Annotated in this window: 26 protein-coding genes and 1 riboswitch; of the genes, 4 read left to right on the plus strand and 22 right to left on the minus strand. The window is 28.4% G+C overall.

Annotated elements, in window-relative coordinates:
- Positions 1-11: 11 nt before the first annotated feature.
- From TVTCOM_RS11340 to TVTCOM_RS11410, 15 genes are all read right to left on the minus strand, one after another.
- Positions 12-1,238, minus strand: coding sequence for a hypothetical protein (locus tag TVTCOM_RS11340; protein ID WP_434796389.1), 1,227 nt, complete (start codon positions 1,236-1,238; stop codon positions 12-14).
- 405 nt (positions 1,239-1,643) lie between these two features.
- A complete protein-coding gene (locus tag TVTCOM_RS11345; RefSeq protein ID WP_434796390.1) occupies positions 1,644-2,297 on the minus strand; it encodes an FMN-dependent NADH-azoreductase in 654 nt (217 codons plus the stop codon).
- 228 nt (positions 2,298-2,525) lie between these two features.
- Positions 2,526-2,948, minus strand: coding sequence for a VOC family protein (locus tag TVTCOM_RS11350; protein WP_434796391.1), 423 nt, complete (start codon positions 2,946-2,948; stop codon positions 2,526-2,528).
- 194 nt (positions 2,949-3,142) lie between these two features.
- The gene (locus tag TVTCOM_RS11355) at positions 3,143-3,562 is read right to left on the minus strand and encodes a DUF4342 domain-containing protein (protein WP_434796392.1); all 420 of its coding nucleotides are present in this window, start codon (positions 3,560-3,562) and stop codon (positions 3,143-3,145) included.
- Positions 3,563-3,646: 84 nt separating this feature from the next.
- Positions 3,647-4,618, minus strand: a complete 972-nt coding sequence (locus tag TVTCOM_RS11360) for a sensor histidine kinase (RefSeq protein ID WP_434796393.1) — start codon at positions 4,616-4,618, stop codon at positions 3,647-3,649.
- Positions 4,619-4,718: 100 nt separating this feature from the next.
- Complete coding sequence (locus tag TVTCOM_RS11365) at positions 4,719-5,414, minus strand: response regulator transcription factor (protein ID WP_434796394.1); 696 nt, start codon at positions 5,412-5,414, stop codon at positions 4,719-4,721.
- Between the two features lie 22 nt (positions 5,415-5,436).
- The gene (locus tag TVTCOM_RS11370) at positions 5,437-6,513 is read right to left on the minus strand and encodes an XdhC family protein (protein WP_434796395.1); all 1,077 of its coding nucleotides are present in this window, start codon (positions 6,511-6,513) and stop codon (positions 5,437-5,439) included.
- 167 nt (positions 6,514-6,680) lie between these two features.
- Positions 6,681-7,031: a hypothetical protein gene (locus TVTCOM_RS11375; protein WP_434796396.1), complete on the minus strand. Its 351-nt coding sequence runs from the start codon at positions 7,029-7,031 to the stop codon at positions 6,681-6,683.
- A gap of 156 nt (positions 7,032-7,187) precedes the next feature.
- Entirely contained in the window at positions 7,188-7,895 is a 708-nt protein-coding gene (locus tag TVTCOM_RS11380; protein ID WP_434796397.1) for an ABC transporter permease, read from the minus strand.
- A 57-nt stretch (positions 7,896-7,952) separates the two neighbouring features.
- Positions 7,953-8,714 carry an ABC transporter ATP-binding protein gene (locus TVTCOM_RS11385; RefSeq protein WP_434796398.1) on the minus strand — a complete coding sequence of 254 codons (762 nt, stop codon included), beginning with the start codon at positions 8,712-8,714 and terminating at the stop codon, positions 7,953-7,955.
- A gap of 54 nt (positions 8,715-8,768) precedes the next feature.
- On the minus strand, positions 8,769-9,119 hold the full coding sequence (locus TVTCOM_RS11390) for a DUF1048 domain-containing protein (RefSeq protein ID WP_434796399.1): 351 nt from the start codon (positions 9,117-9,119) through the stop codon (positions 8,769-8,771).
- Positions 9,120-9,121: 2 nt separating this feature from the next.
- Positions 9,122-9,493, minus strand: a complete 372-nt coding sequence (locus tag TVTCOM_RS11395) for a DUF1048 domain-containing protein (protein WP_434796400.1) — start codon at positions 9,491-9,493, stop codon at positions 9,122-9,124.
- The gene (locus TVTCOM_RS11400) at positions 9,486-9,818 is read right to left on the minus strand and encodes a PadR family transcriptional regulator (protein WP_434796401.1); all 333 of its coding nucleotides are present in this window, start codon (positions 9,816-9,818) and stop codon (positions 9,486-9,488) included. Before TVTCOM_RS11400 ends, TVTCOM_RS11395 begins: the two co-directional genes overlap by 8 nt.
- Before the next feature lie 451 nt (positions 9,819-10,269).
- On the minus strand, positions 10,270-10,884 hold the full coding sequence (locus TVTCOM_RS11405) for a GNAT family N-acetyltransferase (RefSeq protein WP_434796402.1): 615 nt from the start codon (positions 10,882-10,884) through the stop codon (positions 10,270-10,272).
- A gap of 161 nt (positions 10,885-11,045) precedes the next feature.
- The gene (locus TVTCOM_RS11410; protein ID WP_434796403.1) at positions 11,046-12,080 is read right to left on the minus strand and encodes a DUF362 domain-containing protein; all 1,035 of its coding nucleotides are present in this window, start codon (positions 12,078-12,080) and stop codon (positions 11,046-11,048) included.
- A gap of 365 nt (positions 12,081-12,445) precedes the next feature.
- On the opposite strand from TVTCOM_RS11410, the gene TVTCOM_RS11415 reads away from it, so the two are divergent.
- Complete coding sequence (locus TVTCOM_RS11415) at positions 12,446-12,577, plus strand: LDCC motif putative metal-binding protein (protein WP_434796404.1); 132 nt, start codon at positions 12,446-12,448, stop codon at positions 12,575-12,577.
- A 122-nt stretch (positions 12,578-12,699) separates the two neighbouring features.
- The gene (locus TVTCOM_RS11420; RefSeq protein ID WP_434796405.1) at positions 12,700-12,918 is read left to right on the plus strand and encodes a DUF2933 domain-containing protein; all 219 of its coding nucleotides are present in this window, start codon (positions 12,700-12,702) and stop codon (positions 12,916-12,918) included.
- 47 nt (positions 12,919-12,965) lie between these two features.
- Here TVTCOM_RS11420 and TVTCOM_RS11425 read toward each other — a convergent pair whose 3' ends face one another.
- On the minus strand, positions 12,966-14,270 hold the full coding sequence (locus TVTCOM_RS11425) for a D-alanyl-D-alanine carboxypeptidase family protein (RefSeq protein ID WP_434796406.1): 1,305 nt from the start codon (positions 14,268-14,270) through the stop codon (positions 12,966-12,968).
- 246 nt (positions 14,271-14,516) lie between these two features.
- Here TVTCOM_RS11425 and TVTCOM_RS11430 point away from each other — a divergent pair, with 246 nt between their 5' ends.
- Entirely contained in the window at positions 14,517-15,014 is a 498-nt protein-coding gene (locus tag TVTCOM_RS11430; protein WP_434796407.1) for a hypothetical protein, read from the plus strand.
- 93 nt (positions 15,015-15,107) lie between these two features.
- Here TVTCOM_RS11430 and TVTCOM_RS11435 read toward each other — a convergent pair whose 3' ends face one another.
- Both TVTCOM_RS11435 and TVTCOM_RS11440 read right to left on the minus strand, forming a co-directional pair.
- On the minus strand, positions 15,108-16,556 hold the full coding sequence (locus tag TVTCOM_RS11435; protein WP_434796408.1) for a DEAD/DEAH box helicase: 1,449 nt from the start codon (positions 16,554-16,556) through the stop codon (positions 15,108-15,110).
- Positions 16,557-16,696: 140 nt separating this feature from the next.
- Complete coding sequence (locus TVTCOM_RS11440) at positions 16,697-17,371, minus strand: PHP domain-containing protein (protein ID WP_434796409.1); 675 nt, start codon at positions 17,369-17,371, stop codon at positions 16,697-16,699.
- 267 nt (positions 17,372-17,638) lie between these two features.
- Positions 17,639-17,738, plus strand: a riboswitch (purine riboswitch).
- Between the two features lie 72 nt (positions 17,739-17,810).
- On the opposite strand from TVTCOM_RS11440, the gene add reads away from it, so the two are divergent.
- Positions 17,811-18,800, plus strand: a complete 990-nt coding sequence (gene add / locus TVTCOM_RS11445) for an adenosine deaminase (RefSeq protein ID WP_434796410.1) — start codon at positions 17,811-17,813, stop codon at positions 18,798-18,800.
- A gap of 622 nt (positions 18,801-19,422) precedes the next feature.
- Here the strand turns inward: add and TVTCOM_RS11450 are convergent.
- The 4 genes from TVTCOM_RS11450 to TVTCOM_RS11465 form a co-directional block, all read right to left on the minus strand.
- Positions 19,423-20,643, minus strand: a complete 1,221-nt coding sequence (locus TVTCOM_RS11450) for a pyridoxal phosphate-dependent aminotransferase (RefSeq protein ID WP_434796411.1) — start codon at positions 20,641-20,643, stop codon at positions 19,423-19,425.
- 328 nt (positions 20,644-20,971) lie between these two features.
- Positions 20,972-21,298, minus strand: coding sequence for a hypothetical protein (locus TVTCOM_RS11455; protein ID WP_434796412.1), 327 nt, complete (start codon positions 21,296-21,298; stop codon positions 20,972-20,974).
- Between the two features lie 33 nt (positions 21,299-21,331).
- Complete coding sequence (locus TVTCOM_RS11460; protein WP_434796413.1) at positions 21,332-22,963, minus strand: motility associated factor glycosyltransferase family protein; 1,632 nt, start codon at positions 22,961-22,963, stop codon at positions 21,332-21,334.
- Positions 22,964-23,046: 83 nt separating this feature from the next.
- Complete coding sequence (locus TVTCOM_RS11465) at positions 23,047-23,352, minus strand: hypothetical protein (protein WP_434796414.1); 306 nt, start codon at positions 23,350-23,352, stop codon at positions 23,047-23,049.
- Positions 23,353-23,371 lie beyond the last annotated feature (19 nt).

The raw sequence follows: 23,371 nt of genomic DNA on the forward strand, positions 1-23,371 counted from the left end.
TTAGAAACTATCTATTCATTATTAAAGATTTCTGATTTTTTATGTTCTAAAGTGACAAGGTATTTATCAAAATTTGCAAATTCAGTATCTCTATATTCTACATATATGTTTCCTAAAGCAATATTACTTTCCATACCACAACCATAACTAAATACCCCATTAGAATAAGTGTTTTTATCACACCATAGCTTTTTTCCGCCTAGTTTTATAAATTCAGATAAATTAACTGGATCTGTCAATAAAATATCCTTACATATATTTGCATAGTAATCTTTTTCACTGTTAAATATAAATTTTTTATTTGATTTCATTGGAATTGCTAGATTTACACACTGAGGGAATGCTATTTTGCTATCATTAACTTTTTTAGAAGCATAAGCTATTCCATCAATATTTAATTCACTTAAACACTGCATTATTAGTTGTGAAACTATATAATCAGATTTAAATTTTCGTTCTTTATTCTTAATAGAAAATGAGGTTGCATATACCAAAGGAAATATTTCTATCATATTTTCTAATAATTTGATATTATCTTCTCTTTTGTCATCACTAAATTGCATACTATTTTTTGCTTGATTATTAATCAGTGTTTGATCAATGACTAAATTTAATATTTTTAAATTTTCAGGTAGTTTAAATGAAGACACATTAAATACATTATCTTGAGGTTTATCCATTTCTAACCAACACACATAAGATGTTGTTCCTAAATATAAACAAGGGATCCCCGGTATACTAAACCTTTGTGTAGATACTAGTTCACGTCTACAAAACGGTATATGTAACATATCTTTCTTGTCAAAATTGGAATAACCTACCCTAGCTTTAAAAAAAGATAGTGGGTAACTATTCATATTATCATAGTCATCTATATACCCATCTTTTCTTTCGTCAATTAAATCTGCAAATGGTGCTATACCTCTAAATGCAAAGCTTTTATCTAAATATGATACTATAAACTTATTGTCGGTGTATTTTTTTAATAATTCCAATATTTTATTCTTAGCATTTGCTATATCTGCATTATAATAACTTTCTATACTTTCAATTATTGATTTTACGTTACTTTTTACATTTTCAATAGTATCTTGTGAAATACCATTTATATTTTCAATATATCTTTCATAATCTTTTAATTTATCATTTAAATTTGAATAATACTCATTGTCATAATCCATTTTCGCAGGTAGAGTAAAATCATTTAAATTTATTTTATCTATATTAGTCTTATTCATCATATAATTCTCCTTGCATTATCTATAGCTATGTATTTAACTTATATCACTTTCAACGTTTTGTACTTTTAATAATTAAGTTTTCAAACTATAATAATTCTTTATAAATCACCAAAATCCTTTTTAAAATTTATTATAGGTGACGAATTTTGTATATAATAATGTATAATTTGTCAAATATACTTTTCTTAACAATTTATCAATGGGTTCTTTCTCTGATGATCCCAAGAATTTTTTACAACTTAACTCCAATAATAAGTCTTCTGTGTTTTACTCTATTACTTTGTCTAATATATAAGTATATAAAATATAATCACATGAATTTATTTCTATTTTTTAATCTTTCACATTACAATAATTAAAAAATGAGCCCTATCAATATTTTGATAGGGCTTAAATTTCAAGTTAAAATTTAAAATTATTAAGTATATCGTCTATTTCATTATCAGCTTTATTTAGAGCATCTTTTCTTTCTTCTTCTGTTGTTCCAGTATTATCCACTTTAATCTCATTAACTTTTTTAATTCCCAGTGTTTTCATTATGCTTGATACATAGTTTTCACCCTTGTCCATTATAGGATCTAGTAGTAAAGGTATATTTCCTCCAGCAGATTCAACATAAACTAAAGCTCTATACTTATCATTTAGTAACCCTTGTGGTTTCTTACCCTTTTCAAAAGTAATTGTCTTTCCAACTTGAACTATGCAGTCAATATACTCTTTAAGTGGTGCAGGAAAAGATAAACTCCACATAGGTGCAGCTATTACATACATATCAGCACTTTTGAATTGTTCACATAAGTCTCTTATTATTTTTATTTCATCTTGGTCTTTTTGCGGTAATTTCTTTGCAGCTTCTTCTTTTATAACACAATTTCTATCCTCAAAATATTGATATTCTAGTCTTGGAATATGGTCTTTGTACAAATCAACTTCTTCAACTTTAAAATCTTTATATTTTTCTAAAAACTTATTGATAAATGTTCTAGCAACAGTTTTACATGATGATAAGTGCTCTGGCTTTGAGTTAACACTTATATATAGTAATTTTTTCTCCATAGCCTACTCCTTCATTATTTTAACAGTAAATATTTTAAATTATTATTATAATAATTTTGCCCTTATTACTCTATTTTATAATTATTAGTTATATTTTCGGATAATAATGCACACTAAAGGACACCAAAAACTAAGTTCTGGTGTTCTCATATTTTATTGACATAATTTTTATAAATATACTTTATTGACCTCTTAAATATACATAACATTAACCATAGCCATCAGCATTTATTTAACCCTCTTGAACATTGGATGATTTTCATTAAACTCTATTAAATCCCATAGGTTCCCGTACAAATCTTTAAATACAGCAACAGTTCCATAATCCTGTTCTTTAGGTTCTCTAACAAATTCTATACCTATGTTTTTCATTTCATTATAATCACGCCAAAAATCATCAGTTCCTAAGAAAAGAAAAACTCTTCCCCCTGTTTGATTACCTATAAAAACCTCTTGTTCTGGTTTAGATGCTCTTGCAAGTAATATTGTTGTTCCGTTTGAACCAGATGGAGATACTACCACCCATCTTTTATCTTGTTCTGGCTGATATGTGTCTTCAATTAATTCAAATTTAAGTTTTTTTGTATAAAAATCTATTGCCTCATCATAATCTTTTACTACTAATGCAATATGCACTACTGACTGAATCATTATTTATCCTCCTTTTAATTAACTTTTGCCACATCCATTTTATTATTAAATATAACTGTAAAAATATAATCACATTATACCATATTTGCCATTGTGTAGGTCTTCTAGCATGTACTTTAAAAACTTCTAATAATAGAAAAAGGAGTAGGTAAAATATCTACTCCTCATAAAATGTACTATAATTGCATTTATTATTATTTCTTTACTATTTCTATTACATCTTTAACATCAGTGAAATTTTCATCTTTGTTATTGTTGTGTATTTTTATTTTATATCCAGTAAATACAGCTATAACTCCACCTGCTATAACAAAAGGCAAAGCTATAATACATGCTACTATTAATACCGTAGATGGCATATTTAGAATAGTTTTTTCATTTTTGTATATCTCAATATCTATGTTATTTAGTTTATTAAATATATCTTTCATTTTTCCAAAAAGTGTTGAACTAGTTCTTTTTAAGTCTGGTTTAACTTTTTGTTCTTCTTCCAAATATAATATTGCTTCTATTATGTCTCCATCAAATTTCTCTAAAACTGCCTTAGCCTCTTTATATCCTACATTCGCTCTATTTCTAACGCTGTCTATTTGTTCCATTGTTATTTCTATCATTTTTATTTCTCCTTTTTTATTAATTTATATTTATAGTATATTCTTTAAACCTTAGTAACAAATTAGACTAACATTAAAATTAGATTAAAAATTAAGTTCTACAGAAATTATAGTTCCTTCATTAATCTTGCTATAGATTTTTATTATTCCTCCGTGTTCTTCAACTATATATTTTGCAATGGCTAGACCTAAACCACTGCCACCAGTATTTTTATTTCTTGATTCATCACATCTATAAAATCTATTGAAAATTTTAGATTGATCTTCTTTAGAAATTCCAATACCTTCATCTTCAATAACTATATAAACACCATTAGTTTTTAAAAATGTATTTAGCTTTATGGTTTTATTTTCTGGAGTATATTTTATACTATTATCCATGAAAATTCTTATGGCTTCCTTTATAAGACCTTTATCCCCATGAATACATATTTTTTCATTATTATTACATATTATATTATGATTTTCATCTATCATTTTACTTTCTTTTATTACTTCATCAATTAAACAATCCAGTTGAAAATCTGTTTTTTTAATAATTTGTGTTTTTTTATCTCCTCTTGATAAAAATAAAAGACTTTCTATTAATTTTTTCATACTTTCCGCTTCTTCTTTTATGGCATTAACAGATTCTTCTAGCACCTCTTTGTCATCTTTTCCCCATCTAGTTAATAAATTTGAATATCCTTGAATAATGGCTAAAGGTGTTCTAAGTTCATGAGATGCATCAGATACAAATTGATTTTGTACTTCCATAGATTTCTCCAAACTATCTAGCATTGCATTGAATGTTCTGGCCAAATCTTTAAGCTCATTTTTTACCCCAGATACGTCAAGTCTTTTATTTAAATTTTTAAAAGATATATCCTTCACATCATCTATCATAATATCAACTTGATGAAGAGCTTTCTTTGATATACTCATACTACTAAATAATAAAATAAATCCTTGTATAATTTGGAATACAATTATTAAAGCAATGATAGACATTTTATTTTGATAACTTATATTTGAAATTACTTTATCTAAGGAAAAATATATACCAACACTACTCATAATACAAAGCCCTATATAGCACAATAAATAATTTAGAGTTATTCTAGCTTTTATGGAAAATCTTATCTTCTCCTTAAGAAAGTCCGTGTGTGTTTTTATTTTACTCATCTTTGATTTGATACCCCACTCCCCTTACGGTATTAATCAGATTAATATTAAACTTATTATCAATTTTTGTTCTTAAGTATCTTATGTACACATCAACCACATTGGAATCCCCAATAAAGTCATATCCCCAAATATTTTTAACTATCATATCTCTAGTAAGAACCATATTTTTATTGTCTACTAGATATTTAAGCAAATCATATTCTTTTTTTGTCAGCTCAATTTCATCATCTTTGTAACTTACAATATGTTTTTTATCATCTATAAAAAGACCACCAATACTTGTTATTTCATCATTAGTATCAACTGAAGTATTACTTTTATTCATTCTTTTAAATGATAACCTTATTCTTGCCAATAATTCCTCTATGGCAAAGGGCTTAGTCATATAATCATCGGCTCCAATATCCAATCCCATAACTTTATCCATTACATCATCTTTTGCTGTCAACATGATAACTTGTATATCACTACTTTGTCTAATACGTCTTAGAACTTCCATACCATTAAGAGATGGTAACATTACATCTAAGATTATTAAATCATAATTACCTTTTAGTGTTTTATTTAATCCTTCTCTTCCATCATGACAAATATCCACTTCGTAGCCTTCATATTTAAGCTCCAATTGGATAAATCTTGCAATTTTCTCTTCATCTTCTATAATCAAAATCTTCTTTAGTTCCATAAAAAACTCCCATTTTAATGTTTTAAAATACTTCTATTAATACTTCCATAGTTCCACCACAAACCATTCCCAGAGATTCAGCCACTTCACCAGTCATGTCCACATGTTCAATTGCATAACCTTTCACTGAGGATAACATCATAGATCTAGCCTTATTTAATACTCCCGCTTCACTGCATCCTCCACCTATACTACCAAATGTTCTTCCGTCCACATAGGCAATCATCTTCGCTCCAGCTTTTCTTGGAACAGAACCTTTGGAGGAAAGTATGGTAAGTACAGACCTCGGTGTTGAATCTTCTGTATTTATATTGGAAATAACATCAATGTCAAATTCAGCATAAGAATGTTTTTTAGATTTATTATTTATAATTAACTTGTTTTTATATGAGATAAGTTGTGATACTATTGATATGGCTATTTCATCCGGTGTTATTGCCTCTATATCAATACCAATAGGTGCATTAACTTTATCTAGAGCCTCTTTGGAATATCCTTCTAAAAGTAGTTCTTCCATCATGCCTTTTACTCTTCGTTTTGATCCAATCATTCCAAGATACTTTAAATTATGATTTACCACATTTCTTAAAACCAATCCATCATGTCTATGTCCCCTTGTAACTATAACAATAAAGTCGCTTTCTTTTAATGTAAGTTGCTCAAAGGATTTTTTGAAATCTTCACAAATAACTTTTTCTGCCTGGGGAAATCGCATATTATTAGCAAAATAAGGTCTATCATCTATAACTGTTACAGAAAAACCAACTCTAGAGGCAAATTCACATAAAGGTTTAGAAATATGCCCACCACCAAAAACTATTAGCCTTGGTTTTGTAAAAAATGGTTCTATTATTAATAATTTATCCTTATCAGTATTAATTATTTGGATTTGGCCCAAAGAAATAGCACTATTAATTTTTTCATATATAGCCCTATCTAAGGGCAGACTTTCATTAAGTGTATCATTTTCTGTCATTAGAATTTTATCTTTTATATAACCCTCATTATTATCTTTACCTTCTAAGAAAGTTAACATTACACATTGACTTCCATCATTAATTTTATTTATTATATCTCCATACAACTTACTAAACACCATATTCACCTTCCAGTTTTAAATTTTAATAAATAGAAAATGACATACTTCTATTACAACCATGCTTCATATTAAATGAAAGAAATAAGTTTTTCAATTTTATATACTAAAATTATAATACAAATAGTCAAATTATCATAATAAATTAGCTTTCTATTAATTTAGGCATATTACTTAATAGCCTCTTGAATATAATCCAATGAAATTGTCATTGCATCAATTATCTTTTTTAAACGTGTATATGTCCCTGTCCCTTCTTTTGAATTAATCATAGCTTTTTCGCTTTTACTAATAATAGAAGCCACTGGTGCTTCTGCTTTTAATAATTCTTCTTGTGTATACTCATACTCTTCATTTGACATTAAAGTTTGTGAAATATATAAAGCCTTTATACGATTTCTAATAAGAGAAAATTGTGATGTCCCTTCTTTGAATTTAGGCTGTATTTTTTCACAGTTCTTAATTAAAGAATCTATTACAGCTAATGTATTTTCTATTTCTTGATTAGTATATTTTTTCATTATATTTCTCCTTGTTTAGTTTTTATTTTTTAAATTTATAACTTACTCTTACAATATAGTTATAAAACATTTAATCATACATAGATAAAAAAGACTATCCCTCATTAGCAACTAATACCAAATGGACCTTACTAGGATAGTCTTTTCTTTATTTATTTATATTTTTTTATAAACTTTCATTGCAAAGACATAAGCAACAACTGTTATTCCTATACACCAAGCAAGGGCAACCCAAATATCACTTCCTACTTGTTGATTTTCTAATAAATTACGGATAGCTTCTACTATAGGCATTACAGGTTGGTTCTCTGCAAAAGCACCTACTACTGAAGGCATAGTCTGAGTTGGTACAAAAGCAGAACTGATAAAAGGTAAAAATATTATTGGATAAGAAAATGCACTTGCACCATCTGGTGTTTTAGCTAAAAGTCCTGCTATTACTGCAATCCAAGTTAAAGCAAGTGTAAAAATCCCAAGAATCCCCCATACACCTAACCATTGAAGTATTCCTGCCGAAGAACGAAATCCCATTAATAATGCAACAAATATAATCACTACTACAGAAATTCCATTGGAAATTAATGAAGTTAATACATGACCCCATAACACTGTGGAACGAGAAATCGGCATAGAGTGAAAACGTTCAAAAATACCTCGTTGTTTGTCTGTAAACAAACGGTAAGCCACATATGCAATCCCACTGCCAACAGACATTAACATTATACCTGGTAATAAATAATTGACATAATTTTCTGCACCTGTCTCTATAGCTCCACCAAATACATAAACAAATAACAACATCATTATAATTGGTGTAATACTAACTGTAATAATAGTATCTATGCTTCTAAAAACATGACGCATAGAGCGTTGAAACATAACACTCATGTCTTTGAAAAAATATTTATTTGTAAATTCCATTTATTTTTCCTCTCCTCTCCCAATAATTGTTAAGAATATTTCTTCCAATGTAGGTTGTTTTTCCACATACTCAACTTTTGCAGGTGGAAATAATTTTTTCAGTCCTTCTAATGTATCTAGGGCAATTATTTTTCCTCCATGAAGAATAGCTATTTTATCTGCAAGTTGTTCTGCTTCCTCTAAATACTGCGTTGTTAAGAACACTGTCGTGCCTCCATTTGCTAACTCTTTTACAGTGGTCCAAACTTCTTGACGTGCTTGGGGATCTAGACCTGTTGTTGGCTCATCTAAGAAAATAATCTTTGGATTTCCCACAAGGCTCATTGCAATATCAATTCTTCTTTTCATACCTCCAGAATAAGTAGCAACTCTTCTATCTGCTGCCTCTGTCATTCCAAAACGATTAATTAACTCATCTGATACTTTTTTTGGATCTTTAAGATGTCTAAGTTTTGCTATCATTTGAAGATTTTCACGTCCAGTCAAAATTTCATCAATAGCGGCAAACTGACCAGTAAGACTAATAGAATTTCTAATGTCACCAGGATTTTTTTCCATATCAAAATTATTGATTATAACACTTCCTTCATCTACTTTAAGTAGAGTTGCCATAATTTTAATCATTGTTGTTTTCCCTGATCCATTAGAACCTAGTAAAGCAAAAATACTCCCTTGTTCTACTTGGAAATCTACTCCTTTTAGTACCTCTACATCTTTGTAAAATTTCTTTACACCCTTAACTTGTATGATACTTTTTTCCATTTCTCCATCCTCCTCACAATATAACCCCTTTATCCATCTACATCTTTTACCGATTTATTTATTATTATCTGTTCCAATTTTGTTCAACATATTACGGTTTAATTTCTCACCATACTTATCCGTCCACTTTTTCGTGTCACGCATAAACTCATTGCAAAATCCAGCAACATCTTCTCCTGTCACTTCAAGAACATGCTTTCCATCTGCTGCGCTAATTTCAAACAACTCTATTAATTGCCCTTGAGTTTTAACCATATCAGAGCCGTCTCCTCCTGCAAAACGCCACATATAATCATGGATTTTTTCAAATACAAATCTATAATCTTCTGGCAATGCTTCTACCCTTGCCAATTGATCTTTATACTCTTTTTTATCACCCATCATTTTTTGAATAAACTTTATCATTATTATTTTCCCTCCTTGCAAAATTTTTCCATAATTTCTTTATTTAATTTTTCTCCTAATGTTTTAGAATCATTAATATAAGCACTCATGAACTCATCAGAAAATTTACCTACATCACTTCCAACAACATCAATAACCTGTCTTCCATCTGCCCAACTAACTTCAAATAAATCTACTAAATCAATAAATATAGTAATATCATTAAATATTGTGCTGTCACCATTAGATGCACCAACAGTATACATATACTTTTGAATTTCTTTAAATGCAAAACTATAATCTTTTGGTAGTGCATCAACCCTTTTCATCATTTGTTTATATTCACGTTTTTCTTCTAATCCACCTGTTATCAATTTTATAAAATTATCAAGCATTGTTTCTTTCCTCCTTTAATTGATTTATTTTTGTGGAAACAAATTCCCATTTTTGCCAGAACTTCCTTAATTCCTCACGCCCTGAATCATTTAGTGTAAAAAATTTTCTTGGTGGTCCCATATCTGATTTCTTTTTCGTAATTTCCACCAATTTATTTTTCTCAAGTCTAACCAAGATGGTATAGACTGTTCCGTCCACAACATCTGAAAATCCCATCTCATTCAACTTCTTAGTAATCTCGTAACCATATGTTTCTTCTTTATTAATGATTTCAAGAACACAACCTTCTAGCACACCTTTTAACATCTCTGTAATATTTTCCAAAAAATCACCTCATCATCTTGTATTACATTCATTCAGTATTATTTACTATTCCTATTCATTAATACTTACTACCACTATATAGTAATACTTCTATTCAGTATTACTTATTACTACTATATAGTAACCCTAGGTACCTCCTAGTGTCAATATAATTTTCAAAAAGTTGCATTTCTTTAAATCCATGTCTACAACCCATTCATGGCCTTTATTTATATACTGTAAAGACTTTTTGATTGCTTGATTTTGACTTTTAGCCATAGTTGCTATTAGAAAAAGTCGGTTCATGCACCACAGTTAATGTTTGTGCAATTGCTTATTGTATCATTCTATCTACTACTGTTGGAATTCCAAGTAACCTAGTACCACCATTAGGTTTTGGTATTTGATACCAAAGCTCCGCTATGCACACTACAAAAAGAGCACACCCATCCGTAGGGTATGCTCTAAATACTTAAAATCCCAATTGTCCTTCTCTAACTTCTTTATTTTTCTCATCAAATCCCTTATCAAAGTCTTCCAACTCTTTCTCATCCACATTATAGCAATTATCAAAACCAAAATAACCATTTACATCTTTCAAGGCACCTTCCTCAAGACATCTTACCATAAAAAATGGAGCTTGATCCTCTACAGGTATGCCTTCTAAATGAATACCATATTTTGATGCAGACTCAAATCCAAATCTACTATAATACTTCTCGTTTCCTGTAATAAACACTGCTGAAAATCTCATTCTCTTAGCCTTTTGCAAAGATATTTTTATCAATTTACTTCCTATATCTTTATTTTGAAACTCAGGCATAACACTTATGGGACCAAAAGCGGCAAAGGTCTTATTGTCTACACCGCCCATATATCCTTTAGTATAAACTATATGACCAACTATTTTGCGTCTATACTCAGCCACCAATTCCAACTCTTCAATTGACTTTTTATCTTCATGAATATTATGCACTACTAAATGTTCACTACATCCCGGTCTGTAAACATTCCAAAATGCTTCTCTTATCAAAATTTCTACTTCTTTGTAATCACGTTTTTCTATTTTTCTTATAACTAAACTCATATATCCACCCCTTACAAAGTTTTAAGTTTATGTTAGAAAACTATTTCTCTCTATGCTAATTATACCATATTCAAATAGTTTTCTAGGTGTATACAGAGATTTAAATAAATATAAAATAACATTCTAACTACTTATTATAATATTCTACTACTGGATCTACATTACAAAATAACAGCATTAATTTCAATAAGTTCATACTGCATTGTTCCAAGTCCAATTTTTTGTCCATGTTCTAGAGATGTTCTACCTTTTTCAAAAAGCTTTTCTCTACTGTTTTTTTGAACTAAATCAAGACATGCTGTATCTAAGGCAATAGGATCCTTTGCAGCAAGAATACCAATATTATCTGCAATAGGTTTCATAACTGTGCCAGCGCAGTCACATTCCTTTGTAATATTATGTACAAATGTAATATATATTATATCTTTATCTTTTGATGCTCCATATGCATACTCTGAAAGCTTTTCAAGAAAATTAGTCCCTCCCCATGTGTTTTCGATTGCACCTTTAGGGCAAACAGCAATACACCCAGCGCAGCCAATACATTTACTTTCATCAATTACCGCTGTATCTGGAGTTTGGATGGCACCAAAGTTGCATTTTTTCACACAAATACCACAGGATATACATTTTTCTTCATCTACTACAGGTGATATTCCAGAATGCTGTTCTAGCTTTCCACCCCTAGATGCAAAACCCATTGCAAGCTGCTTTAGAGCACCGCCAAATCCTGCTGCTACATGGCCTTTGAAATGGCTCATTACAATAAATTGTTTGTATTTGCCATAACCCTTTCCTATTTTGCATGTCTTAATATAGTCTTTATTTATTTCTATTTCATCATATTCTGTTCCAATATCTCCATCTGCTATTGTAATTGGGATTTGTGTGAAGCCATGTGATTTTGCTGTTTCAATATGATTCTCTGTTGTAGTCCTTGAACCCCTATATAATACATTTGTTTCAATATAAGATGGAGTTATTCCATTTCCTTTTAGGTAATTTATAGTTTCATCATAACATATTGGAGGAATAAAAGTTTTGTTTCCTTTTTCTCCAAAATGAACCTTTATGGGTACCTCTTTCTCAAATACATGATTCGTTTCTGACACTACCTTTTTTAGAAGCCTTAATGCATCTTTTCCAAGTTTTTCATAATCTGATTCTGAGTTCTTAATAAAATATACTTTACTCAAATTAGCACCTTCCTTTTTATATAGTTTTTAATATATTTTCTATATCTTTTAATATATCCATATATTTATCTTTACATTATAATCAACTAATATTATTTCCATCGTATAATTTAATTGACCCTTTATCATAAAATTTTCAGAGGTTCATATTATGCTTCATAGCAGACAGCCGCCTGAGTGTCCACTTTTCAGATATATAAATTTATACTAAAAACTCTAACTTATGTAATATAATTTCATTAAAAAATTCAATAAATTTTTATTCTTCATAAGTTCTTCATACCTTCTGAATATAATGTAATTAAGAAAGGTGATTATAGATTTTGATTATTTTTTACTGAAATATAGAAAGGAGAGTGTCATATATGCCAAAATGGTTAGAAAAATTTTTAAAAAGATTAGAAGAAGCTAATAAAAAAAATTTTGGCCCAGGAAAACTAGACTGCTGTGATTTAAATAAACAAACAAAACCTTATAATAACTCAAAAAATAAATAATTGCTAAATTTTATACAAAAGAGTAGATATATCATTAGTAGAACTATTTAAAATAGAAGGTATATCTATATATTTACTTGGATTTACTATATCAAAAAATATAAAAATATGGAGGTACTATTATGAATTGCCACAATAATAATGATGGAAACAATAAAAAAGGGATTTTAAAACATGGATTGATGATGGGTCTATGCTGTTTATTACCAACTATACTTTTAGCTTTACTTCCCATACTTGGATATAAAGCATTTGCACTTTCAAGTTTATCCTCTTTACTTTGTCCAATTATGATGATTGGTATGATGTTTATGATGGGAAAAAGTCTTAAAAAAGGTTAAAAATAAATTTAAAAAGTGCTAATTAAAAATTAGCACTTTAGTTAAAATTATTTTCTTTTTCTATTGTTTCTTTTTTTTCTTCTCATTCTTTTTCGTCTTAGATTTATTAACCTAATACTATATGCTACTATTACAAGTAATATTAAAGTTTTTACTATAAATATAATAAATGATGATGCGTAAATTTTAAGTAAATTTAGTTTATTTAAATCCACCTTTCCGCTTACTTCTGACGAGTAGTTAGGTAGGATAAAATTCAATTTTACGTCTTTATTTGCCAACTTCCAGGCACTTTTATTTTCATTATGGTATTCTATTTTGGCATTTTCGTCATTAATATCATTTTTATAATACATAATATCTTCTGTTGCTATAACTGGAGCTGTTATATTCTTTTTAGGTCCAATAATACCGTACCTTCTGTATTGAAGTTCAATTGTACCAACTTCTTCTCCAGCTTTTTTAAATACTTGTTTTTCAGCCCCAAAACCATAATCCACAATAGTTTTTGTATCATTAAATACATTTGTACCATCTATACCATAATCAGAATTAAGAGCTACAGTAACTAGATTTCTGCCTTCTCTTTGGAAGAAACCAACAAAACAATGACCCGCTTGAACTTCATTACCTGTTTTTCCACCCACATTACCATATTGACCAAGAATTTTGTTTCTTAATTTAATTGGTACAGCTTCTCCTTCTATATTAATTGTTATATTTGAACTTTGGTCTGATATTGTTTCCCTAATCCATTGGTTTTTGTAAGCTTCTTTTGCTATTACTGCTATATCGTAAGCTGTTGATATATTAATTTCTTTATTATCTGGATCTACTGCATTAGTTTCCAGGCCACATGGATTTACTACTTTTGTATCTTTTAAGCCAAGGGTTTTGGCTTTATCATTCATCATTTTTACAAAATCCTTGTAATTTCCTGCCACAGAGTCTGCCATTAAATATGCAGCATCATTTGCTGAGTAAACCATAACAGCTTTCATAAGATCATCACTTGAAATTTTGTCACCCACATTTATTCTTTTCAAGTTATTAAGTGCTGTTTGAGTAGTTTTTAGTGATTCTTGTGTAAATGGTATTACTTCTCCCTTAGAAATATTTTCTGCAAAAACTAAGGATGTTAATAGTTTTATTGTACTTGCCACAGGCCTTTGAATTTGGGCATTTTTTGATGCAATAACTTCTCCTGTATCCATATCCATAACGATTGCTGATTGTGCAATTATACCAGGTATATCGCCCGTATTACTTAATCCATTTGCTACACTGCTTAAAGATGTACATATTACTAATAAAATAGTTAAAATAAATGTATTAAAAGACTTATTTCTCATTTAAAACCTCTTTTCTCTTTTGTATTACTAGTTGCCATTATAAAACTTCTTAGTTAAGAATAATTTTATTATAATAGTTGAAAGTAATGCAATAATTATATCATAATTTTTACATAATTTGTCAAGGACTATGCTCCTAGGCATATTCTGAGATATATAGTAACTCAGTTACTATCATTTCTTTCCTATTTGAAATTTCCAAAAGCTTCTTAAAGTATTATAATTTATTTAGAGAGGTGATCTAATATGAATTTAAATGTACTTTTTATGGAAACTATTGTTTTGACATTAGTGTTTAATGCAGTTGTTTTTATATCATTATATAGAAATCCTATTTGGTGGATTCACGACTATCCTGAAGATATACAAGAGGAGTATTTCAAAAATCATGAAAGAATTCCAGTTCAGCCCCTTAGTAAAAATGTAATAGTAAAAAAAGGTGGAGCAATTATTTTAACAATAATCATATTTATTTTACTTATGAAATATGCTGGAGCAGAAACTTTTTCCCAAGGTTTTTTAGGGAGTTATTTTATTTGGCTTATAATAAGTATTTGGGATTGTGTTTTTATGGACTGGGTGCTATTTGCTAATATTAAAGCTATTCGATTACCTGGAACTGAACATATGGATAAGTCTTATCATCAGAAGAGATATCATTTTATTCGTGGGTGTTTTGGTCTGCTTATTGGAGTGGTGCCTTGCTTAATAACAGGTTTGGGGATTTTTTTCCTGAATAGATAATATGGTAATACATTAAAAGAGTTATAAGATGAATAACTTTACAAAAATGTCAAGTTATTCATCTTATCTTTATGTTAAAGCCAATAGCTTGACTTATATTTCTACCTTAGTAACTTTACGAGGTCTTCCCTTAATATTTTTAGTTTGTAATGCCTTAAGTACCATGTCACCTTTGTTGTTTAAAACTTCCACAAAAGTAGATACATCCTGCACATTTATAACTCCTATATCACCTGCTGTCATTCCTTCTATGCTACAAAGTGTTCCCACTATATCAACTGGTCTCATCTTTGTCTTTTTCCCAGCATTTATGTGAAGTTTCGCTATCTCACAACTCATACTTGCGCCTTTACTCATTTTTACTTTAGGTTTCTCGCTTAATTTTCTTTCAAATTCAGCTTTTAATTTTTTTACAGATTTTCTACTTGGAGTTTCTTGTCTTAAAACTAGTTCTCTTCCTGTATATGAATTAATTTCAGATAAGCGTCTGTCATCAGCTTTAGTTACAAAGGTAATTGCTCTACCCTCTTTACCTGCACGACCTGTTCTTCCTATTCTATGAACATAGTTCTCTCTAAGAACTGGTATGTCAAAGTTTATTACATGAGTAATATTATCTATATCTATGCCTCTAGCTGCCACATCTGTAGCTATTAAATATCTGAAATATCCTTTTTTGAAATTAGACATTACTTTTATTCTATCGTCTTGTTCCATACCTCCATGTATTTTATCACATGGATATTTTAAATCTGTTAACTTATTATAAATCATTTCTACTTTCTTTTGAGTGTTGGCAAAAATCACACAACTATCTGGATTTTCAACTACTGTAACATCTTTTAATAAATTTAGTTTTGCATTTTCTTCTACTTTATAAGCTACTTGCTCTATTCTATTAACAGTTAAAGTTTTAGCTGCGATTTCTATTTTAGCAGGATTTTTTAAGTATACTTTTGATAAATCATCTATATCTTCTGGCAATGTGGCAGAAAATAACATGGTAACACGCTCCACTGGAAGAGCTTCTATTATTTCTTCTATTTGTTCAATAAATTCTAAACTAAGCATTTCATCAGCTTCATCAATTACAAGGTATTTAATATTATCTGTAACAAAACTTCCTTCTTTTATATGGTCAATTGTTCTTCCTGGAGTTCCAACTACTATATGAGTCTTTTGCTTAAGTTCTTTTTCTTGAGCAGCAAATGAAGACTTTCCATAAAGTGCACAGGCTTTTATTCTTTTGAATCTACCTATATTAAATATATCGTCTTTTACTTGTATTGCCAGTTCCCTCGTTGGTGCCAGAACTAAGGCTTGGGGCTTATTTTCATCCCAATCAACTAACTCACATAGAGGTATTCCAAAAGCTGCAGTCTTTCCACTTCCTGTTTGCGATTTTACAAGTATATCTTTATTTTCTAAAGCTATTGGTATAACCTGTTCTTGAACTTTTGTTGGATTTTTGAAATTTAACATTTCTATTGATTTTAATATTTCATTACTTAATTTATAATCTTTAAAATTTGTTTTTGTCATTTTGTCATCTCTTTCTTCCTGTCATTGTAATCTTATCTATTATATCATACTAAGGCAATACTCAGTTTTTGTAATAAGTAGCTATTTTATATTTACAAATAATATAGATAAGTTATTGTTAGTTTTATTGAGGTTTTAACTTAATCCACTCCAATAATCTCAAATTCTTTATTTCTTAATATGTTAAGTAGTTCTTCATCTGATGTGATTTTTTTATTTGTATAAATACCTGTTCTACATAGATCTTCTTTTTGATGCACATCACTACCACCTGTAGCTATAAGATTTGGATTTTCTTCATAAACAGAGGTTGTTAAATCATTATTATTATTGTGCCTTGGATTTTGGTTATTTATTTCAATGCCATGCAAATAGTTTATATCTTCTAATTTACTACCTTTCTTTCTATGAGGGTGAGCTTGAATAATAATTGCTTTATTCTTGAATTTATTATAAAAATCTTTTAATTCCATTTCTATCATCCACTCATTTTCTAGATAATCTTCTTTTTCAAATCCAAATACTAAAAAATCATTTGTATCACTGTTAAAACTAATTTCCATTCCTAAACCTATGTAAAAATCTTTATCTTTACAATATTCTATTCCTCTATCATAGCTATAGAAGAATTCCTTGGTTTTTTCTTTCCAATCTTCTCTTTTACACTTTCTAAAGTAGCCTTTTCTGAAGTGGTCTGTAAGAACTAGTCCTGAGTAACCTTCTTCTATGTATTTGTCTATTATTTCTTCTATACTTAATCGCCCGCAAGGACTGATTTCTTTTGTATGTATGTGTAAATCGTATTTAAATTTCATCTGTCTTCCCCTTATTTTGTAAATGATTTAAATATAGGATACCATCTTTTTATATAATTATCACTTAGTAAAGTAATATGTTTTTATATATAGTCAAAAACTAATAACTTAGGTGTTTTTATATTAAAACAAATTAATAAAAGTTTAATGATTCAAATGATTTTAAAACCTTATCTAAAGAGTTAAAAAATATGACTAAATTACTTTAAATAGGTTTCTTTTGTCAGTGTCAAAAAATATATTGACATCATTTTTGAAAAATAATATACTTAGTAGAAATATATATTTCGTATAACCTCAATAATACGGATTGAGGGTCTCTACCAGAAACCAATAATTTCTGATTACGAAGAATGCTTACTTAAATTTAGTAGGTGTTCTTTGTAACCAGAAATTTTTTTTATACAAAAATTCACAAATAAATAAGGAGATGAACAATATGCTAAAAAAATTACCCAAAATAGAATTACATTGTCACTTAGATGGAAGTGTTAGACCACAAACAATAATCGATATTGCTAAAGAAGAAAATATAGAAATCCCATCATATGAATTATCAGAAATAGAAAACATGGTAAAAGTACCTTTTAATTGTGATTCTCTTGTAGAATATTTAAAAAGATTTAATTTACCAAATAGAGTTATGCAAAGTAAAGAAAGTTTAAAAAGAATAACTTTTGAATTGTTAGAAGATGCTAGTAATGAAAATTTAAAATACATGGAAATAAGATTCGCACCATTAATTCACACTTTGAATGGACTTAGTGTAAGTGAAGTAATAGAAAGTATAATAGATGGAATTAAAGAAGCGGAAGAAAAGTACCCTATAAAAGCTAATCTTATATTAGGTTGTATGAGAACTATGACTTTAGATGATGCAATATATGTGGTAGAAGAAGGAAAGAAATTTTTAAATAAAGGCGTTGTAGCTGTAGACTTATGCGGTGCTGAAAATGAAGGATTTGCAATAGAGTTTAAAGAAGCTATTGATTTAGCAAGATCATTTGGATATAGAGTTACAATACATGCAGGAGAAGCTGCAAGTGGAGTAAATGTATTAGAAGCAGTAGAAATATTAAAAGCTGAGAGAATTGGTCATGGTATCGGTATAAGAGATTTAAAAGAAGCTTATGACATGGTCAAAAACAAAAAGATAGTTTTAGAAATGTGTCCAACTAGTAATGTGCAGACTAAAGCAGTAAATTCTTTTGAGGATCATCCTTTTTATAAGTTTTATAAAGATGGATTAAAAGTTACTTTAAATACTGATAATAGGACAGTTTCTAATATTAATTTAACTAAAGAGTTTAATAATGTGGACAATGTTTTTGAAATGAGTGAAGAAGATTATAAAAATCTGTACTTAATTAGTGTAGATTCAACTTTTGCTGATGATAATACTAAGCAGTGGCTAAGAGAATTTATATAAAACATGTAGACTTAGGTTTAATAAAACCTGTAAATAATGGATGCAATAAGGTAAACCTATTTGCATCCATTTTCTTATTTCTTTCTATGTAAAACTATATGAGTATAAAGACCTAACCCCCAAAATGATAATGTTATTACACCCAACCAAAAAGGTGTTATAATTGGAAATTTCGGTACATTTTTTAATATTACCGTTTCAGTTTTATCCCCCTCACTAATATTTATTTTATTTAACACAAACAAACTTCTCTTCAATTCATAAGTCTTATTACCAGTAGTGTAATCATGGGTTCTAATTGACTATACATTTTAATTTGCAAGAATAAAATAATCATCCACACTATTGGCTACACATGTCATCAACTTATCTTATAAGAAGATTTCGCCAAATAATATGGTCAACTTTTAGTTTTTGTTCAACATGTTGAAATACCCTAGACAATCAGATTTCCAGGCTATTTTTATTAGTGTATGTATTTATAAGAAAAATAGTAAAATAGTTCTATTATAGACGCATTATTTAATTAAAATGCATAATCTAAGTCAAATGGCTTTAAGCCTAATTTTTTTAGTTGCTCATCCACTGCAGCGTCTTTTTTAATTTTCAAAATTCCAAGCAGTTATTTTGATTTTCCTTGAGAAGACTTTAATGAAGGTAAATTGTAAAGTGAAGCTAATTTTTCAAAAGCAGGAAGAGAATTTTTAACTGTATCATAAGATACACAGTAAGAAATTCTAAAATGTCCAGGACATCCAAATGAAGAACCTGGAACTAATAATAGATTAAATTTTTTAGCATCTTCACAGAATTTTTTGTCATCTTCAATAGGTGATCTAGGGAATAAGTAGAAAGTGCCATGAGGCTTAACACAAATAAATCCTAAATCAATTAAGTGGTTATATAATAAATCAAAGTTTTTCTTATATATATTTATATCAACTTCACTATCTAAACACTTTGCAACAACTCTTTGGAATAAAGATGGAGCATTTACAAATCCTAAAATTCTATTTGCTATATTTAAAGAGTCTATGATTTTATCAAATTCATCCATATTATTATTAACAACAACATAACCAATACGTTCTCCTGGAAGAGATAGGGACTTGCTATAAGAATAACCTATAAATGTGTTCTTGTAGTATTTAAGTAAACAAGGAACAGCAGCACCATCGTATACAATTTCTCTATATGGTTCATCAGATATTAAATATATATTAGTATTAAATTCTTTTTGTTTAGCTTCTAATAAATTAGCTAAATTAGTTAAAAACTTTTCACAATAAATAACACCCGTTGGGTTATTTGGATTGTTTATTATAATAGCTTTAGTTTTAGGTGTAATAGATTTTTCTAAAACTTCTAAATTAGGTTCAAAGTTATTTATATCTGCAGGAACAACAGCTAACTTCCCATCGAAGTTATTAACATAATTATTATATTCCATAAAGTATGGAGCAAAAGTTATAACTTCATCATTAGGATTTAATAAAGTTTTTAAAATTATATTAAGTCCACCTGCAGCACCACAAGTCATAACTATATTTTTACAATCAAGATTTAGATTTTCTTTTTTATTTAAATATAATGCTATATCTTCTCTTACATCTTCATATCCTGAATTATTCATATACCCATGAACTAAATTTGGCGACTGGGAATTTAGTATTTCATTAATAGTTATCTTTATATTTTCTGGTGGTTCTACATTGGGATTACCTATACTAAAATCATAAACATTTTCTTTTCCATAAATTTCAGCTAATTTTTTACCTTCTTCAAACATAGCTCTTATTGTGGAGTTTCCTTGAAGAAGAGTTTCCATTTTATTTGATATCATTTTTGCAATACTCCTTCTCTTTATTATTAAATACATTTTAGCACATTCCTTAAGATATTGTCAGAAAAATGGATATATTTTGAATAACGTGAATGATTCAAGGTATCCATAAAAAGTTTTTTGATATCAAAAGTAAATTAAAAATGAATGTCCTTACTATATACACTATAAATTGAAAAATTGCCATTGATTATATAATAAAAAACTTATTTTTATAGGCTCTTTTTTAATACTAAGAATAGCAACTACTTTAGGATACCAAGTCTCTAAAGTAGTTGCTATTTTTTATGATATATTTCAAGTTTTGAGGCTATGAAACTTTTACATTTTATGAATGAATAAATCTACTTAAAAACTTAATAATTGCTTTAATAAATTTATTCTTCAGCGTTTCTTTTTGTAAAACTTCTGATACATCTTCATTACTTACACTAAAATTTGTTACTTCTGCACTTTTATTTTTTACATTACTACTAGCTTCAAAAGTACCTTGCTCTTGAAGTGATTGAATGTTTATATCTAAGGTTACTAGTTCACCCTCTTTAGCATATTCTTCAGGAATTAAACTTCCATTTATAGTCTGTCCTTCTACAACAATATTATCTATAGTCCTTTCCGTATAAACTTTGCCATTGATTACTACTGTATTCGCCATCTTATTCCCTCCATAAAAAAGAATATCATTATATTAAATTGATTCTTCCTTAATTAATATTTCTTTAATATCTTTTAAAATTATCTTTAGCTCCTTGAAATAATTTAAAAAGCAGTTGCTTTGGTAGTTTATATTAGAAGTTAATTTTGCATAATCTTTTGCCTTCATTTCAAAGTATTTGTTTCTAATATAATAAATAAAGCACTTAATGTATGCTCCTATATAATAAGTTTTAATATTACTTTCAAAATTTGTTACAGTATCAATCACATATATGAAATCTTGTAACTCTTTACTATTTTCTTTCATTTGTGTCATAGGTATATCTATATTACTTTGCATAAGTCTTTCGCATATGTTTATGCATTCATCGCATTTTGCTAAATAAGTATTTACATGGTCATTTATTGAATTTACTATATGTTGTGAATCTATATTAATACATTTGTTAGCTTTTAACTTGTGAGGAATATTTTCCAGCTCTAAAGTTTTAATAATTTCTTCTAATTCAGTATGTGGTGCTCCCTTTATATCTGCTCCATAGGATGCATTATAAAATTTCACATCTTCACTACTTTGAATAAATTTTATATACTGTTCAAATTTCATTTTATAAAAATCTAATGTTATAGTTGTTCTAATATCCTTATTGTTTACATCTTTTGTATAGATAAAGTTATGTTCTGAAGTTTCCTTATCTATAGGAAATGCTGAAATTTCAGAGTGATCTTTTTCAAAAGTATAAGCTAAGTCTTGACCAACAAATATTATAGGGTTACATCCCATTATTCTGGCAATATCTGTAGAAGAATGTGCTACTGAACCTCCACTAAACGTACCCATAAAATTTTTCATATTTTCAATTGTTCTAGGAAGTAATTCAGCTAGATATATTAATTCTCCCTTATATTCATTTAACAAATTTTTGTTGGTATATTCATAGAATGCCAGTGGGATTTTATAGTCCATATATTTTTCTATCATTTCATAAGTTACATATTGTGGATCTATGGAAACAACTAAATCAGGTATGATATTATTTTTTATAAGTGAGCCTAAGGTTCTATTTCCAGCTATAATAAAAAATTTATCTAAGTAATCCTTATATTTTATCATAGTCTGCATATTTTTATCTAAGGATGGTCCTGCTGAAACAATGATGGCAGGTATATTTTTATTTGCATCTATATATGAATTTAAGGGTGTGGAATTGTTTATCTTATATATATTAGAAACTAAGTTTTCTAAAAACAATGATTTAAAACTATTAGCTACACCTAATCCAGAAGAAACTGTAAGATATACATTATCTAAAATTTCTATAAATTTTTCATATTCTTTACTATATTCTTCTTTGTAATTTCCATAAGAATGTACAAGTAACCTATCAAAATTTTCATAGTTTACTATTTTACCAATAATAGTTTCTATAGTTTTATCATCAAACAACACTAAATTGATTATATCATTTTTCATTGAATCTTTATAAATATTGTATACTTCTTCATTTGGCTCAATTATCACAACCCTATTTTCAATACATAAATTTTTTTCTAACTCTTGCAAATATTCTCCCTTACTTATTCCAAATATAAAAACTATGGAATCAAATAAAATTTCATCTAATCTATCTATTAATTTTTTAGTATTTTCTTTATTACGCATATTGCCTCCTCATTGTATCCCAGATTCTCTTATACTTAAAAGTTGAAGATTAGCATTAAGCTAATCTTCAACTTTATTAAATTCTAGCTATAGAACTTAACAACAAATTGTGCTCCAGCGGTAATGGTTACACCATATCTACCAGAAGTATCCGTAAATGTCATAAAGTCTGCATCAGTAATTGATCCAGCAGTTGCCGTATTTATCCACACTGCAACAGCCCCATTTGATATAACAGCACCAGCAGTATTTTTTGCTATACCAGCTAATAAAAGTAAGTCCCATTTAGAAAGTGATGCACTTTCTTTTATATATGGTACTGCTGTCTTTGCAGCATTTGTAGCAGTCACACCGATAACTGAAGGTTTATAACTTTCTTGCATTGCCATATATATCACTCCAATATAT

The organism is Terrisporobacter vanillatitrophus (genome assembly GCF_051148895.1).
In the GTDB taxonomy this organism is placed as follows: Bacteria; Bacillota; Clostridia; order Peptostreptococcales; family Peptostreptococcaceae; genus Terrisporobacter; species Terrisporobacter vanillatitrophus.